General features: G+C 67.5%; 15 protein-coding genes. 7 read left to right on the top strand and 8 right to left on the bottom strand.

What is annotated here, in order from left to right:
- The first annotated feature begins 8 nt into the window (after positions 1-8).
- Positions 9-983: a 2-hydroxyacid dehydrogenase gene (locus tag CAL18_RS14100; protein WP_094797120.1), complete on the top strand. Its 975-nt coding sequence runs from the start codon at positions 9-11 to the stop codon at positions 981-983.
- A 94-nt stretch (positions 984-1,077) separates the two neighbouring features.
- Positions 1,078-1,578 (top strand): MarR family winged helix-turn-helix transcriptional regulator, encoded by a 501-nt coding sequence (locus CAL18_RS14095; protein WP_051423661.1) that lies wholly within the window; start codon positions 1,078-1,080, stop codon positions 1,576-1,578.
- Positions 1,579-1,608: 30 nt separating this feature from the next.
- Here CAL18_RS14095 and CAL18_RS14090 read toward each other — a convergent pair whose 3' ends face one another.
- The 3 genes from CAL18_RS14090 to CAL18_RS14080 form a co-directional block, all read right to left on the bottom strand.
- Positions 1,609-3,210 carry a gamma-glutamyltransferase family protein gene (locus CAL18_RS14090; RefSeq protein ID WP_094818093.1) on the bottom strand — a complete coding sequence of 534 codons (1,602 nt, stop codon included), beginning with the start codon at positions 3,208-3,210 and terminating at the stop codon, positions 1,609-1,611.
- A gap of 24 nt (positions 3,211-3,234) precedes the next feature.
- On the bottom strand, positions 3,235-4,176 hold the full coding sequence (locus CAL18_RS14085) for a Bug family tripartite tricarboxylate transporter substrate binding protein (protein WP_170940350.1): 942 nt from the start codon (positions 4,174-4,176) through the stop codon (positions 3,235-3,237).
- 214 nt (positions 4,177-4,390) lie between these two features.
- Positions 4,391-5,005: a TetR/AcrR family transcriptional regulator gene (locus CAL18_RS14080; protein WP_094818091.1), complete on the bottom strand. Its 615-nt coding sequence runs from the start codon at positions 5,003-5,005 to the stop codon at positions 4,391-4,393.
- Positions 5,006-5,136: 131 nt separating this feature from the next.
- Between CAL18_RS14080 and CAL18_RS14075 the strand changes: the two genes are divergently transcribed.
- The 3 genes from CAL18_RS14075 to CAL18_RS14065 all read left to right on the top strand — a co-directional run bounded on the left by CAL18_RS14075 (position 5,137) and on the right by CAL18_RS14065 (position 7,779).
- On the top strand, positions 5,137-5,748 hold the full coding sequence (locus CAL18_RS14075; protein ID WP_094818090.1) for an NAD(P)H-dependent oxidoreductase: 612 nt from the start codon (positions 5,137-5,139) through the stop codon (positions 5,746-5,748).
- Between the two features lie 132 nt (positions 5,749-5,880).
- The gene (locus CAL18_RS14070) at positions 5,881-7,098 is read left to right on the top strand and encodes a helix-turn-helix domain-containing protein (RefSeq protein ID WP_094818089.1); all 1,218 of its coding nucleotides are present in this window, start codon (positions 5,881-5,883) and stop codon (positions 7,096-7,098) included.
- 48 nt (positions 7,099-7,146) lie between these two features.
- A complete protein-coding gene (locus CAL18_RS14065; protein WP_094818088.1) occupies positions 7,147-7,779 on the top strand; it encodes a Vgb family protein in 633 nt (210 codons plus the stop codon).
- Between the two features lie 9 nt (positions 7,780-7,788).
- Here the strand turns inward: CAL18_RS14065 and CAL18_RS14060 are convergent, their stop codons facing one another.
- Genes CAL18_RS14060 through CAL18_RS14045 form a run of 4 tightly spaced genes read right to left on the bottom strand, consistent with a single transcriptional unit; the run spans position 7,789 to position 12,175 of the window.
- Positions 7,789-8,469 (bottom strand): DUF2894 domain-containing protein, encoded by a 681-nt coding sequence (locus tag CAL18_RS14060; protein ID WP_249278409.1) that lies wholly within the window; start codon positions 8,467-8,469, stop codon positions 7,789-7,791.
- Positions 8,462-9,109, bottom strand: a complete 648-nt coding sequence (locus CAL18_RS14055) for an OmpA family protein (protein ID WP_094818086.1) — start codon at positions 9,107-9,109, stop codon at positions 8,462-8,464. Before CAL18_RS14055 ends, CAL18_RS14060 begins: the two co-directional genes overlap by 8 nt.
- The gene (locus CAL18_RS14050; RefSeq protein ID WP_094818138.1) at positions 9,106-11,433 is read right to left on the bottom strand and encodes a DUF802 domain-containing protein; all 2,328 of its coding nucleotides are present in this window, start codon (positions 11,431-11,433) and stop codon (positions 9,106-9,108) included. The genes CAL18_RS14055 and CAL18_RS14050 overlap by 4 nt, the downstream gene beginning before the upstream one ends.
- 10 nt (positions 11,434-11,443) lie before the next feature.
- Positions 11,444-12,175, bottom strand: coding sequence for a DUF3348 domain-containing protein (locus tag CAL18_RS14045; protein WP_026638669.1), 732 nt, complete (start codon positions 12,173-12,175; stop codon positions 11,444-11,446).
- Positions 12,176-12,311: 136 nt separating this feature from the next.
- On the opposite strand from CAL18_RS14045, the gene CAL18_RS14040 reads away from it, so the two are divergent.
- Positions 12,312-12,800, top strand: a complete 489-nt coding sequence (locus tag CAL18_RS14040; protein WP_026638668.1) for an RrF2 family transcriptional regulator — start codon at positions 12,312-12,314, stop codon at positions 12,798-12,800.
- A 27-nt stretch (positions 12,801-12,827) separates the two neighbouring features.
- On the opposite strand, the gene CAL18_RS14035 is transcribed toward CAL18_RS14040, so the two are convergent.
- The gene (locus tag CAL18_RS14035; RefSeq protein ID WP_026638667.1) at positions 12,828-13,307 is read right to left on the bottom strand and encodes a carboxymuconolactone decarboxylase family protein; all 480 of its coding nucleotides are present in this window, start codon (positions 13,305-13,307) and stop codon (positions 12,828-12,830) included.
- A 240-nt stretch (positions 13,308-13,547) separates the two neighbouring features.
- Between CAL18_RS14035 and CAL18_RS14030 the strand changes: the two genes are divergently transcribed.
- A complete protein-coding gene (locus tag CAL18_RS14030; RefSeq protein ID WP_026638666.1) occupies positions 13,548-13,799 on the top strand; it encodes a hypothetical protein in 252 nt (83 codons plus the stop codon).
- Positions 13,800-13,836: the final 37 nt, after the last annotated feature.

Here is a 13,836-nt window from a genome sequence, read left to right as displayed (position 1 = left end):
AAACCAAAATGATGGATATCGTTTTTCATGGGCAGACCGCTCGGCAGTATGTACAGGTGTTCGGCGCGGCGTTGCGCAGCCCGGCGCGCATCCGCTGCGTGCCGGACATGCTGGAGGCCGACGACGATGTGCAGGCCTACCGGCACGCCGACGTAATTGTCGGCAACCGGCTGGACGCCGCCATGCCGCGGCCGCTGCGGACGCGGCTGTACCAGGTATGCGCCACGGGCTACGACCGGGTCGACTTTGCGCTGCTGCCGCCGGGTGCGACCGTGTGCAATTGTTATGGGCACGAGCCGGCCATTGCCGAATACGTCATGGCGGCCATGCTGGGGCGGTGCGTGCCGCTGGCCGAGGCCCATGCCCGCCTGGCGCGCGGTGACTGGCATTACCGCGCCGGGCAGCCATCGTCGCTGCGCGGCGAGCTGGGGGGCGCTACGCTGGGGTTGCTGGGCTACGGGCGTATCGCGCAGGTGGTGGCCCGGCGGGCGCGGGCCTTCGGCATGCATATCCTGGCGGCCAACCGCAGCCGGGTTGCCGTGCCGGATCAAGCCGACGCCTGGTTCGACCTGGGCGAGCTCGACGAATTCTATGCGCGGGCGGATTTTGTTGTGGTGTCGCTGCCGCTCTTGCGCGCAACCGAGGGCCTGGTGGATGCGGCCGCCTTTGCCTGCATGCGCTCGCACGCGGTGCTGATCAATGTGGGACGCGGGCCGGTGGTCGACGAGCGGGCGCTATACGATGCCCTGGCCGAACGCCGTATCGGCGGGGCCGTCATCGATACCTGGTACCAGTATCCCGCGCGCGCAGGCCAGGCCTTGCCGCCATCGAACCTGCCGTTCGAACGACTGGACAACGTCGTCATGACCTCGCACATGTCGGCATGGACTCACGGAACCATCGATCGTCGCGCCCGCATGATGGCGGCCAACGTCGACGCTTGCGCCGAGGGCAGGGCGCCGCAACACCAGCTACCCCGGTAACAAGGGCCGGGCCGCCTGCAGGCCATACGGCGACTGGTACGGATGCAGGCGCGAATGCCTGTATTATCGTCGCGTCTTCATTGTTGGAATTGCCATGCCGCCATCTCGCAAAAAGAAGGCCGGGCCAGGTGTCGAGCCGACGGAGCTCCTGGCGTACCGCGTGCTTACGCTGAGCCAACTACTGAATCGCGGTATCGAGGTCATCCTGGATACCCACCTGGGGCTGTCGGTGCGGCAGTGGCGCGTGTTGCTGTGCATTGCCACGCGCGGGGCGCAGTCGGTGCAGGACATCGCGGACTTCTGCCGGTACGACAAAAGCCAGGTCAGCCGGGCGGTATCGGAGATGCTGGAAAAGCAGTTGGTCGTCACCCGGCCCAGCCCCACCGACGGCCGCCGCGTGCTGGTCGACATGACAGCCGCCGGATACGAGAAGTACGAGCAGGGCATGCCCCTGAGCCTGGCGCGCCAGGAACGCCTGGCCAGCTGTCTCAGTCCGCGCGAATTGCAGACCTTCGACAAGGCCATGCAGACTCTTATTCGCCAGGCCGAGACGCTGCTGCAAGAAGCCCACCAGGAGCGGGCGCGTACCCGCTGAGCCTGGTGCAGGCAACCGGGCGAGCCGGCATTACCAGCCGCCGGCGTGCCCGTCCTTGCGGTGATCGGATGCGCCCACGTAGCCGTCGTGCAGCTTCGCGATGGCTTGCGCCCCGCCGAACTCGTCAGAGAATCGCGGCGCCACTTCGATCTTGTGGCCCTTGGCGCGCAGCGCGGCCACGACATCGGCCGGGAAGTTCCATTCCACCAGCACCGTGACGTTGTCTTCCAGGATGCGCCAGCGCGGCGCGTCGACCACGGCCTGCGGGTTCTGTCCGTGGGCGATGCGCGAGGCCACTTGCATGTGGCCCTGCGCCTGCAGCGATCCGCCCATGACGCCGAAGCTCATCAGGGGCTTGCCGCCGCGCATCAGGAACCCCGGAATAATGGTGTGGAAAGGCCGCTTGCGCGGACCGACCTGGTTGGGGTGGCCTGGCAGCAGGTTGAAGCCCCAGCCGCGATTGTGCAGGGCGATGCCGGTGTCGGGCACGACCAGGCCCGAACCGAAGCCCTTGAAGTTCGATTGGATGAACGACACCATCATTCCGCCCGCATCCGCGGTGGTCAGGTATGTGGTGCCGCCCTTGAGCGGCAGGCCGGGGCCTGGATAGCGCGCCTGGGCGGGGTCGATTTCTGTGGCGCGCGCGGCCAGGTAACCGGGGTCGAGCAAGGCCTGGGCGTTGACTTCGTGCATGTAGCGGCTGTCGGCCACGTAGCGATGCATGTCGGCCAGGGCCAGCTTCATGGCCTCGATCTGCGCGTGGAAGTACTCGGTGGAATCTACCGGCAGCCTGGGCGCGCCGAACGCATCCAGCATGCCCAGCGCCATCAGGGCGCCGATGCCCTGACCGTTGGGGCCGATTTCGTGTAGCGCGATGTCCTGGTATTGCTGCGAAATGGGCTCTACCCAGTCGGCCTCGTGCGCTTCCAGGTCGTCGCGGGTGAGCGCGCCGCCCGTGGCCCGGGCATAGGCCGCGATCCGGTCGGCCAGCGCGCCGCGATAGAACGATTCGCCCGCGGTGCGCGCGATTTCTTCCAGCGTCGCGGCCTGGCCCTTGCATATGAAGCGCTGGCCGGGCGCCGGCGCGTGCCCGCCCGGCGCAAATGCTTCAACAAAACCGGGGGTGTGCTTGATATCGGCGATCTGCGTTTCCCATTGACGGCTGACAATGGGCGTGACGATGTAGCCGTCGCGCGCGTAGCGGATGGCAGCCTGGAACAAGTCGGCGAACGGCAGTTTGCCGAATCGCCTGGACAGCGCCACCCAGCCCGACACCGCGCCGGGCACCGTTACCGAATCCCAGCCGCGCGCGGGCATGGCGTCGTACTTGGAAAAGTATTCCGGCGTCCATGCCTCGGGCGAACGTCCGGATGCGTTCAGGCCATGCAGTTGCTTGCCATCCCACACGATGGCGAACACGTCGCCGCCGATGCCGTTCATGCAGGGCGCCACCACCGTCAGTGCGATGCCCGCGGCGATGGCCGCATCCACGGCATTGCCGCCCGCGGCCATGGCCTGCAGCGCGGCCTGGGTGGCCAGGGGCTGCTCGGTGCACGCCACGTTCTCTGCCAGGACGGGCATGCGTTGCGACGTATAAGGGAAGTCCCACTGCGAGCCGTTGAAAGATGCCATTTGTGTTCCTGTGTCGACCAGTGCTTAGTTCGTTTCCGCCAGTTTCTTGGCCAACGCCGGCCACAACGCGAATTCCTTGGCGAGCACGGGACGCAGATCATCGGGTGCCGTGTAGCGGGCAACGATGCCGCTGTTTTCCAGTGTGGCGATGACTTCCGCATCGCCAACGGCCTTGCGCACCGCTTCGGAAAGTACCTGCAGGTTCGCGGGCGGCGTGCCGGCCGGCGCGAGCAGTACGAAGGCGTTGTCGGCCTTCAAGTCGTAGCCGAGTTCTGCCATGGTGGGCACGTCGGGCAGTTGCGGCACGCGGTTGCTGGCCGCGGTGGCCAGCGGCACCAGCTTGTTTGCGCGCACATGCGGCAGCACCGACGAAACACTGTCGAACATCATGCTGGTTGCGCCCGTGATCAGGCCGGGAACGGCCTCTGAGCTGCCCTTGTACGGCACGTGAGTGGCCGACGCGCCCGCGCCTGCCAGGAACACCGCGGACTCGATGTGCGACAGTGAGCCGGAGCCTTGCGAGGCATAGTTGTAGTGGCCGGGGCGGCTTTTCAGCAGCGCGACCAGCTCGTCCACGTTCGTTACCCCAAGTGACGCGGGCACCACCAGCATATGGGGCGCGTCCGCGATGCCGGCGACGGCGGCGAAATCGCGTTCGATGTCGGGCAGGTCTTTATAGGTGACGCTGGCAATGGCGATCCCCGCCAGGGGCACCAACCCTATGGTGTATCCGTCCGGCGCGGCGTTGGCCAGGCTTTTGTAGCCGATAGTGGTGGCCGCGCCCGGCTTGTTTTCGACCACGACTTGCTGGTCGAGCGTTTGCGACATGTGGCGGGCGATGGCGCGCGCCGAGGTGTCGCCCGCGCCGCCCGGCGGCGCCGGCACGACCAGTTTTACCGGCTTGGCCGGAAAGGCCGGTTGCGCCAGCGACGGCGCGGCGCCGGCGGCCAGACCGAGCCCCAGCATGCATTGAAGGATTTTCCGCAAAACATGAGTACTGCCGGTCAGCTTGTACATCGATTCGCTCCTGGGCGACATGAAAAAAAGACGGCTGCGCGCCGCTTCCGCAGGCGGGGCGCCGTTCATCATATCGGGCATATAGTTGCTACGTCAACCAGATGCGTAACGCAGGCAGTCCGCATGCGGCGGCATGCCTGCGCGAGTGGCGGACGGGGGATGTTCAGGCGTTGCGAGCCACCATCGCGGCGATGGTTTCGTAGAGTTCCTGCTGTGCCTGCGCCGCAGTGATCGCGCCCGTGGCCGCGGCATAGGACAGCGACTCGGCCGCCCCCAGCAGCGCCCACAGGCCGGCCGCCTCGATTCTGCCCGAAGGGGCATAAGGCGCCAGCGCTTCGCGGCAGGTCTGCATGAAGGCGGCTTCGTAATCGCGCTTGATTTTTTCCAGTTCGGGCGAGCCGGCCAGAGCCGCGCTGACACCCGGTATTTCCGTGCCCTGGCTCAGTACGCACTGTACATAGGACGACGCAATAACCGCTGCGCGACTGGCGAGGGTGTTTTCGCTCGCGCGCAACGCGGCCGCCATCAGCGAGGTCTGGTTGGCGTCGTACTCGCGATACAGCGCCGCCAGCAGGCCTGCCCGGCTGCCGAAATGGTCATACGTCACGGGCTTGGTCACACCCGCCTCGTCCGCCAGCCGGCCAAGAGTCAGCGCCTCGGTGCCTCCTTCGCGCACCAGGCGCCAGGCGGTGTCGAGCAGTTGTCGGTGGCGCTCGGACCTGGACAGGCGCCGGCGCGGCGCGGGGGTGGCAGAAAGGGGAGCGGCGCTGGTTGACATGACTATGTACTATCGGTAACTTACCAATCGTAAGTTACTAGTGGTAGATTACTGGCTGTAAGTTACCTAGCGTAGGTCGGTCGACTATATCAGGCGGTGACTGGTCTGCGACATTTCTCCGAGGTTTATCCATGCACACCCTTATCGTTGTTTCGCATCCCGACCCCGCTTCCTTGAGCCATGCCGCCGCGCACTGCATTGGATCGGGCATTGTCCAGGCCAGCCCCAGTCACTCATATGAAGTGGCCGACCTGTACGCAGAGGGTTTCGATCCGCGTTTCAATGCGGCCGACCACGCGGCGCACCGCCGGACGCAGGCCGCGCCGGCCGATGTGGCCGCCGAACAGGCGCGCATCGACCGCGCCGATGCGCTGGCGCTGGTGTTTCCGGTGTACTGGTGGTCGATGCCGGCCCTGATGAAGGGGTGGATAGACCGCGTGTTTTCCAACGGCTGGGCGTATGACGATACGGGCGGCCGGCCGGAGAAGAAGCTCGGGCATCTGCCCATCTACCTGGCGGGCGTGGGCGGCGCGGACGCCCGCACCTATGCGCGGCATGGCTACGCCAGCGCCATGCGCACGCAGATCGACCACGGGATATTCGATTACTGCGGGGCTCGCGTCATGGCTTCGGAATTGTTGCTGCAGTCCCACGATGAGCCCGATGCGGTGCTGTCGGCCGCCCGGCGGCTGGGCCGCCGGATGGCCGAGGCCCCGGAGGTGCATGTACCGGCGGCGGCGTGAATCGGGTCGGTCAGGTGGCCAAAGGCGCATGCCACAGGGCCATCGAACAGTTCCGCAGCGTGGCCGTGCTCTGAGCGATAGGTTAGGATCGCAGCTCCCTCAGCCAAGAGTGACAGATCTGGCGTGATTTCCATGGACGCTTCGATTGCCGCCGCCGCCCGGGCGCTTGCCGCGGGTGATGCGCTGGGGGCGCTGAACCGCGTGGCCCTGCGCGACGATGCGCCGGCGCTGGCGGTGCGCGGCTGCGCCATGGCGCAGTTGGGCGACCTGGAACGCGCGCGCCGGCTGATGCGCGACGCCGCCCGTGGCTTCGGGCCGCAAGCCGCGCTGGCGCGCGCCCGGTGCATGGTGGCCGAAGCCGAGATCGCCCTGGCCATGCGTGACCTGGCATGGCCCGCGCGATCGCTGGATGCGGCGCGCGCTGTGCTGCAGCGCGAAGGCGACGCCATCAACGTCGTTCATGCGCGCTATATCGATGCAAGGCGGCTGCTGCTGCTGGGTCGGCTCGAACAGGCCGAAAGCGCATTGGGCGGGCCGCCTGGCCCGTCGCTGCCGGCGGCGCTGCGAGCCGTGCATGCGCTGGTGACGGCGGGCATTGCGATGCGACGCATGCAGGCGCACGCCGCGCGGGCTGCCCTGGCGCAGGCGCGCCACATCGCGCAGCAGGCGCGCATCGGCGCGTTGCTGGCAGAGGTCGGCAATGCCGAACGCACGCTGGACGCGCCCATGGCCCGGCTGAGCCTGTCTGGCGCGCGTCGCGCGGCAGGGCTCGACGAGATCGAGACCTTGCTGGCTTCCGAAACGCTGGTGGTCGACGCGTGCCGGCATGCGGTGCGCCAGGGTGGATCTGTGGTGGGCCTGGCGCGCCGCCCCGTTTTGTTCATGCTGGCGCGCATGCTGGCCGACGCATGGCCCGCCGACGCGCCGCGCGATGCCCTGATCGCCGGCGTGTTCCGCATGCGGCACGGCGACGAGTCGCACCGTGCGCGGCTGCGCGTAGAAATGGGCCGCCTGCGCAGCGCGTTGCGCGGGCTGGCCGGCATACAGGCCACGGCGCGGGGCTATGTGCTGTCGCCCCGCGGCGCAACGGTGGTGGTGCTGGCCTGGCCTGACGAAACGCCGCACGCGCCGGTACTGGCCCTGCTGTCCGATGGCGAGTCGTGGTCCAGTTCGGCACTGGCCCTGGCGCTGGCAACCAGCCAGCGTACGGTACAGCGTTCGCTGGAGGCTTTGGTGCGCTTGGGCCGCGTGCGTCCGGTGGGGCAGGGGCGAGCGCGGCGCTGGATGGCCGTGGCCATCCCGGAATTCGCGACAAGCTTGTTACTTCCCGGGCCGTGGTACGGCGACTAGCATGCAGGCGTGGTGAGTATTTTTTTCAATCTACCAACCAGGTGCCGCATGAGCAAGACAGCCGAAGTCATTCACGAACATGGCCCTTTCCCGCAGGTGAAGGAGATTAATGGAGTCACTTACGACGGCCGGCATGTCTGGCTGGCCACCGGTGACCGCTTGCAGGCCATTGATCCGGACACGGGCGCGCCGGGACGCGCCGTTGCAGCAGCATGCCCCGCGGGCACGGCGTTCGACGGCAAGGCGTTCTACCAGATCGATGGCAACGAGATACGCAAGATCGACCCGCAGACGGGCAAGGTGCTGGCCACGCTGCCCACGCCCGACGGCGATGGCCATTCCGGCCTGGCGTGGGCCGAAGGCATGCTGTGGGTGGCACATTTCAGGCACCGCAAGATCTACCAGGTAGACCCGGGAACGGGCAAGGTGCTCAACACGCTGGAGTCGAACCGGTATGTGACCGGTGTGACGTGGGTCGGCGGCGAGTTGTGGCATGCCACCTGGGAAGATGACACGAGTGAGTTGCGCCGCGTCGATCCGCGCACCGGCAAGGTGCTGGCCAGTGCCGCGATGCCGCAAGGAATGTATGTGTCGGGCTTGGAGTCCGACGGGGCCGACCGCCTGTTCTGCGGCGGGGCCGAAAGCGGCATGCTCAGGGTGGTGCGGCGGCCCGGTTCGTGACGCCGCCCGCTAGCGCGCGGCGCGGCCGGGCTTTTTGCCCCGCGCGGCGGGCCTGGCCGCCAGCCCGCCATTGTTGACGAGCTGGTCCACCCAGCCCAGGCCATCCAGGTATGCCAGGAACTGATGCAGATAGCCCGGCGATTGCGCGCGCATGAGCGACAGCGCGCGGTGCACCAGGTGGTTGGAATTCAACGGGCCCGCGTTTTCGTGAACCTGTTCTTCGGATTGGAGCAGCTGCCGGTCGGTGCTCAGGCGGGCCCAGGTGGCCTGGAAATAATCCAGCAAGTCCAGCTCGGGGTAGCGCTGGCGCAACCGCGCCCGGTCTTGCGCGGCCTCGCCGTCGTGCGCGGCGGCGGGGTGATCCTGCATGTAGCCCAGGAGCTCGCAAAGACTCTGCGGCGCGCCCGGGGGGGCAGGTTCTGCGCCCTGGGGCGCTGTTGACACGGCCGCCGCGGCGGCGTCGTCGGCTTGCGCCTCGGGCGGCGTATTCGCGCCGAGCGCCTGCCGGAACTCGCCCACCAGGACGTCAAGCCGCGCCTGCAGTACCTGGCGCGCCTGGCCGTCGACGCGTTGCGCGCGGGCGGCCAGCGCCTCGATCAGGCAAAAGCGCGCGGGATGCGTGCGATGCACGCCTTGGTCGCGCCAGGCAGCCAGCGTGGCCTGAATGGTGGCGTCGCGCGGGTCAGTCACCGTCCTGCGCCTTGTGGTTCGGCACGCGGGCAATCGGCGCGATTTCCACGCGGCGATTGTGGGCGCGCCCGGCCGGGTCGTCATTCGACGCCACCGGCTGTTGTTCGCCGAATGCGGCGGCGAATATGGCGTCCTGCGCGATGCCCTGTTCGATCAGGGCGCGGGTGACGGTAAGCGCGCGCTGGGCCGATAGTTCCCAGTTGTCGTCAAAGCGGCGGTTGTTGCCGTGCACCGGCTGGTTGTCGGTAAAGCCGCTGACCATCAGGATTTCGTCGCGTGACCGCAGGTATTCCGACAACGGGCCCACCAGGCTCTTGAGTACTTCCAGGCCTTCGGGCTGCAACTGGTCGGAGTTCAGCGCAAACAGCACGCTGCCGCTGATGCCGATGCGGCCGTCGACCAGCGTGACGCTGCCCGCGGCCAGGGGGCCGGCCAGCGCCTGTTCGAGTTCCATGCGCCGCTGGGTTTCCTGCTGGCGTTGCCTGACTTCATCCTCCAGGCGGGCAGACAGCTCTGCCTGCACGCCCACGACGCCCACCAGCACCAGGACGAAGGCGCCCATCAACACGGACATCAGGTCGCCGAAGACCGCCCAGGCGGGCGCGGTGGGCTCGACGCCGGCTTCGATGTCGTCGCTCATGCCGTTTCGCCGCTTTCGGACGGTTGCTGCCGGCTGGCCAGTTGCTGCAGGTCCTGCAGGATCTGCTTCTGCGACAGTACGCTGAGATCGACCACTTCGCGGGCCTGGGCGACGTAGTACGCCAGCTGCTCATCGCTGCGCGCCATGGATTTGTCGAGCGCGGCCTCAATGCGCTGCAGATGTTCGGCCAACTTGTCGCCGGATTCGCCGAAGGCCTGCACCGCTGCGCCGAACGCTTCGCCCAGGCTGGCGACTTCCGCGGCGCTGCCGGTCACCTGCGCGGCGATGCCGCCGAGTTTATCGGTCTCGGCCTCGACCTTGGCGGTGAACTGGCTGCCCACCCTTTCGAGCAGCCCCGCCGATGTGGTGATGAGCTCGTCGACTGCCGTGCGCTGCTGGGTCGATGCGTGGTTGACGGCGTCCAGCAGCGTGCCCAGCGTTTGCATCAGGCGGCTGCGTTCTTCGAGCATGGCGTTGTCGCGCGCCATGCTGTCGGTCAGTTTCTGGCGCAGCTCGGCGATGACATCGGCGGCGGCCCTGGGCGCTTCGGCGGCCGTCTGCACCAGCTGCGTGACCTGGGCGATCGTCTGCTGCGCATGCGCCTGCGTCTGGGCGGCAAGGTCTTGCGCGGTGCGTTCGAGTGTGTCGCAGATCTGCTGCTGGCGCTCGGCAGCCAGTGTGCTGGCGTAGTCCCATTGTTCGCGCAGGGCGGCCGACATGTCGTCCAGCGTGCTGTTCCAGCCTGCGATGGCCTGGGCTGCGGCGTGCGGCGCCTGCGCGGCCGCATCCACCAGCCGCGCCACTTCGGCGATGGTCTCGCGCGCCTGGGTGTGGGTTTGTGTAGACAGTTCCCGCGCGGTTTGCGCCAGCGCATCACATGCCTGCTGTTGCTGCGCGGCCGCCTGGGTGGCGGCCTGTTCCCACTGCAGCCGAAGCGTGTCGGCCACCTCGCCCAGCGAGGCTTGCCAGGCGGCCAGGCGCTGCTCGTCGCGGGCGGCCAGTTCGGCCTGCAGGCCGGCATGCGATTGGTTCAGGCTCTGCACCAGCGCCGCCGATTGTTCCTGCAGGCTGGCGGTGGCGGCCGCCAGTGCGCGCTGGTGCTGTTCGGCCAGTTCGCTGCCGGTGGCGGATTGCCGGGCCAAGGCGCCGTCCCAGGCGGCCTGCAGGGCGGCGGCCGTCGTATCCAGGCGCACGCCTACGTTATCCAGCAGGCCGGCCGAGCGCTGTTCGAAGGTGTCGGTGAAACGCTGCAGCGTGACGCCCAGATCCTGCGCCAGGCTCGCGCCGGCGTGCCGATGCTGCGCCAGCGCATCGGTCCAGAGTTCGGCCACCTTGCCGGTGGTGGCTTCGAAGCGGCCGGTCACGTCGTCCAGTTGCTGGCGCACCGCGTGCGCCAGGGTGTCCTGCCAGGCGGAAGTCTCGCGGGCCAGGCCGGCCAGCGTCGCTTCCACCGCCGGCCGGATGGCGGCGCCGGCAGCCTCGGCGTTGTCGGCCACGCTTTGCTTGAGCGCCTGCTCCATGGCGGCGGCCAGGCGTGTATAGGCGGCATCCGCCTTGCCGTGAAACGCGTCCTGGCTGGCCGCCAGCCGTTCGTGCAGCGCCAGGTTCTGCCGTTCCAGCGTCGCCATCATTTCCTGCAGGCGGTCGACCACCAAAGGCATGGCGTCGGCCTGTTTCTGCAGCAATTGCAAAGTCTGTTCGCGCTGGTGGCTTTGCGAGTATTCGCGCAACGTGGTGGCGCTGGCGGCGTCCAGTTGCTGTACGGCGCGCAGGCGCTCGCGCCGCGTCAATGCGGCCAGCAGACCCAGCGCGGCCGAGGATGCCACGCCCGCCACCGAGGTGCCGAAAGCGAAGCCCAGGCCGTGCACCGGAGCGGCCAGCGACGAGCGGATCGCGTGCAGGTCGACCGCGCCTTCCAGCGCGGCGCCCGTGCCGCGCAAGGTGGCCACCATGCCCAGGAAGGTGCCCAGCATGCCCAGCAGCACCAGCATGCCGGCAAGGTAGGGCGCCAGCGCGGGGCCGGGAAAGGCCGTGCGCTGGCCCTCGACGCGCAGTTGCGCAATATGGCGCAGCCCGGCCGGCACCTGCGCCAGCCAGTCATCCAGACGGGCTGGCGGTGTGTTCAGTGATGCCGTGGCGCGCGCCAGCCCGGCGGTGCCCAGTTGGTAGCGCCGCAGCTCGAGGGCGCCGGCCAGGTAGACGACACCGATCAGGCCCGTGACGGCCAGCGCCAGGGTGTTCGAGCCGACATAGCCGGCGCCGACCCAGCCCACAACGGCCAGGCCCGCCAGGAAAATAACAAGGGCAACGAGATTTCGTGTCATGGTGTCCGGGTCAATGGGCGCGCAGGGCGGCAAGCAGGCCCTCGATGGGTTGTAGGCGGATGTCCAGTTCGGCGCGCAGCACGCTGCGCATGTCGGCGCGGAACGCGGCCACCCAGGAGTGCGGCGCTGAGGCGGCGCCGGCGGCGTCTGCCGCGTCTTCGGCCGCTTGGCGCATCCGGTTGAAATGGCCTTCGAGCATGCCCGGAATGGTGGCGAGCAGGCGCCGTTCGTGCGCGCTCAGCGAGCGCTCCATGATGGCGTCGACCACCGCCAGGCGCGCCATGGCAGGTGTTTGCGTGGCCAACAGCGACCGCAGGCGCGCCCGCAACTTGGCAATGCTGGTTTCCATGGTCTGCTGTATGGCCTGGTAACGCTGGCGGTAGATGATGTAGGCCGGTTCCGCGGCGGCCGGCGCCGGCGCGGGCGTGGCCGCGGCTCGTGACACACGTATCGGCGGCGCGGTAAACGGCGTGTCGTCGTCGATAGCCCGGGCGATAGACTCCCTGACGCGCTGCACCTCGCGAGCCTCTGCTGCGTCGAACGCGCGCGGAGGGGCTGCCGGAGCGGGCGCCGCGCCGTCGAGCACTGCCGACAGCGCGATGGCATCGGTCCAGCTCAGCCACTGGCTGAGCCGTTCGGCCAGCGGTTGCCGCGACGCGGGAATGTCGGCGTCTATCAGGCGAGCAAGCAGGCGTACCAGCGTAGGGCCGCTGACACCTGCGCGCCGGGGTACTTGCACCATGTGCCAGAGTCAAAAATCCGGCAGTTTACAGGCTGTCGCGCCCCGCTACACGCGAGGGGCGCCATTCGAGGATATCTAGTATCCTTAATCCATCGCGCGGCGCCGGGCGCGCCGGCTTTCTGACAACGGGTAAACGATGAATCTGAAAAGCCAGGTCGAATGGGCGTTGCATTGCTGTGTCGCCTTGGCGGGCCTGCCGCCTGGCCGGTATCTGTCTACCAAGGCCCTGGCCGAATTGCACGGCGTGCCCAAAGAATACCTGTCCAAGGCGCTGCAGGCCGTGTCGCAGGCGGGGCTGGTGGAAACGACGCTGGGCCCGTCGGGCGGCTACCGGCTGGCCCGCGCGCCGGCCGACATCAGCTTCCTGGATATTGTCGAGGCCGTCGAGGGCCCGGCCAGTACCTTTGCATGCAAGGAAATACGGACCAACAACCCGTGCTGGCCCGAGGGGTACAAGGCTGAGGCGCCCTGCATCATTGCCCGCCTGATGTGGCGCGCCGACGAAGCGTGGCGCAATTCGCTGCGCGAGACGCGGATTTCCGACGTACTGGACACGCTGACGGCCGAGGTGTCTCCTGCACTGCTGCAGCGCACGCAAGAATGGGTGCTGCGGCGCGCCGGGTAACCGGCGCAATCGACACACCGCCTGCCGTCAGCCCAGGCCTGCCTTGTCCAGGCCGAATGCCTTGTCCGCCGAGCCCGGCTCATTGCGGAACGCTACGTTGATGCGGTTCCAGGCGTTGATGGCCATCACCAGGTACGTCAGGTCGGTGATTTCTTTTTCCGAAAACTCGCTGCGCGCGAGTTCGTAAATATCGTCGGGCACGCCGCCTTCGGGCAGGCGGGTGAGCGCCTCGGCCCAGGCCAGCGCGGCGCGCTCGCGCGGCGAATACAGGGGGGACTCGTGCCAGATGGCCACGTGGTGCAGGCGCAATTCGCTCTCGCCATGGATCTTGGCCTGCTTGATATGCATATCCAGGCAGAACGCGCAGCCATTGATCTGCGAGGCGCGGATCTGCACCAGGTCATGCGTCTTTTCTTCGATGCTGCCCCCGCTCAGGGCATTGCTGAACTGCACGAATTTCTTGAAAAACTCAGGGGACTGCTCGACGTAGTTCAGGCGCGCGCTCATGGCTTTCTCCTATTGCGGATATAACTTGTCCTTAAGGATAAATAATATCCGTATTTGGGAGGGGGCGCCACGCACAATCGAAACAATTCGTAAAAAATACCGGCATGCGACCGGGCAGGCAGTCGGGCACACCATTTGCTGACATCCCGTTACGTGGCGTTCCCGCTTGAAGCGCATAGAACCGGGATACAGGCGCCACGCGTGAATTGGGCTGGTTCAGCATTTAGAGGAACAACGCATATGAACATCGCTACAGGTGTCTCGCTGAATGGCTATCGGGTGTTCTGCGACGTGGTGGTCGCAAATGAAGGCGGCTTTGCCATACGGGTGGCAACGCGTCCGGAAGGCGACGGGGTGCCGCTAGCCGAACGGGTCTGGGAGCCTCCCCAGTCGTCGCCGTACTTCGAGCAGGACGAGGCCGAGCGCGCGGCGTATCGCATCCTGCGCCGGGTGAAGGGGGTGGGCAAGGACGGGGAGCCGCTATACGCGTAAGCGGCCGCGTCGGCGCATGGCCGGGCGTGCGGGGGCC

This window comes from Bordetella genomosp. 7 (assembly GCF_002261415.1).
In the GTDB taxonomy this organism is placed as follows: Bacteria; Pseudomonadota; Gammaproteobacteria; order Burkholderiales; family Burkholderiaceae_B; genus Bordetella_A.
Note: the sequence above shows the minus strand (reverse complement) of the source record. Positions and strands in the feature narration are given on the sequence as shown.

Bases quoted from the DNA above. Each gene is read 5' to 3' on its own strand.
- CAL18_RS14100 (WP_094797120.1), top strand. From the start codon at position 9: ATGATGGATATCGTTTTTCATGGGCAGACCGCTCGGCAGTATGTACAG.
- CAL18_RS14075 (WP_094818090.1), top strand. From the start codon at position 5,137: ATGCACACCCTTATCGTTGTTTCGCATCCCGACCCCGCTTCCTTGAGC.
- CAL18_RS14090 (WP_094818093.1), bottom strand. From the start codon at position 3,210: ATGGCATCTTTCAACGGCTCGCAGTGGGACTTCCCTTATACGTCGCAA.
- CAL18_RS14040 (WP_026638668.1), top strand. From the start codon at position 12,312: ATGAATCTGAAAAGCCAGGTCGAATGGGCGTTGCATTGCTGTGTCGCC.
- CAL18_RS14035 (WP_026638667.1), bottom strand. From the start codon at position 13,307: ATGAGCGCGCGCCTGAACTACGTCGAGCAGTCCCCTGAGTTTTTCAAG.
- CAL18_RS14050 (WP_094818138.1), bottom strand. From the start codon at position 11,433: ATGACACGAAATCTCGTTGCCCTTGTTATTTTCCTGGCGGGCCTGGCC.
- CAL18_RS14045 (WP_026638669.1), bottom strand. From the start codon at position 12,175: ATGGTGCAAGTACCCCGGCGCGCAGGTGTCAGCGGCCCTACGCTGGTA.
- CAL18_RS14095 (WP_051423661.1), top strand. From the start codon at position 1,078: ATGCCGCCATCTCGCAAAAAGAAGGCCGGGCCAGGTGTCGAGCCGACG.
- CAL18_RS14065 (WP_094818088.1), top strand. From the start codon at position 7,147: ATGAGCAAGACAGCCGAAGTCATTCACGAACATGGCCCTTTCCCGCAG.
- CAL18_RS14070 (WP_094818089.1), top strand. From the start codon at position 5,881: ATGGACGCTTCGATTGCCGCCGCCGCCCGGGCGCTTGCCGCGGGTGAT.
- CAL18_RS14030 (WP_026638666.1), top strand. From the start codon at position 13,548: ATGAACATCGCTACAGGTGTCTCGCTGAATGGCTATCGGGTGTTCTGC.
- CAL18_RS14055 (WP_094818086.1), bottom strand. From the start codon at position 9,109: ATGAGCGACGACATCGAAGCCGGCGTCGAGCCCACCGCGCCCGCCTGG.
- CAL18_RS14080 (WP_094818091.1), bottom strand. From the start codon at position 5,005: ATGTCAACCAGCGCCGCTCCCCTTTCTGCCACCCCCGCGCCGCGCCGG.
- CAL18_RS14085 (WP_170940350.1), bottom strand. From the start codon at position 4,176: ATGCTGGGGCTCGGTCTGGCCGCCGGCGCCGCGCCGTCGCTGGCGCAA.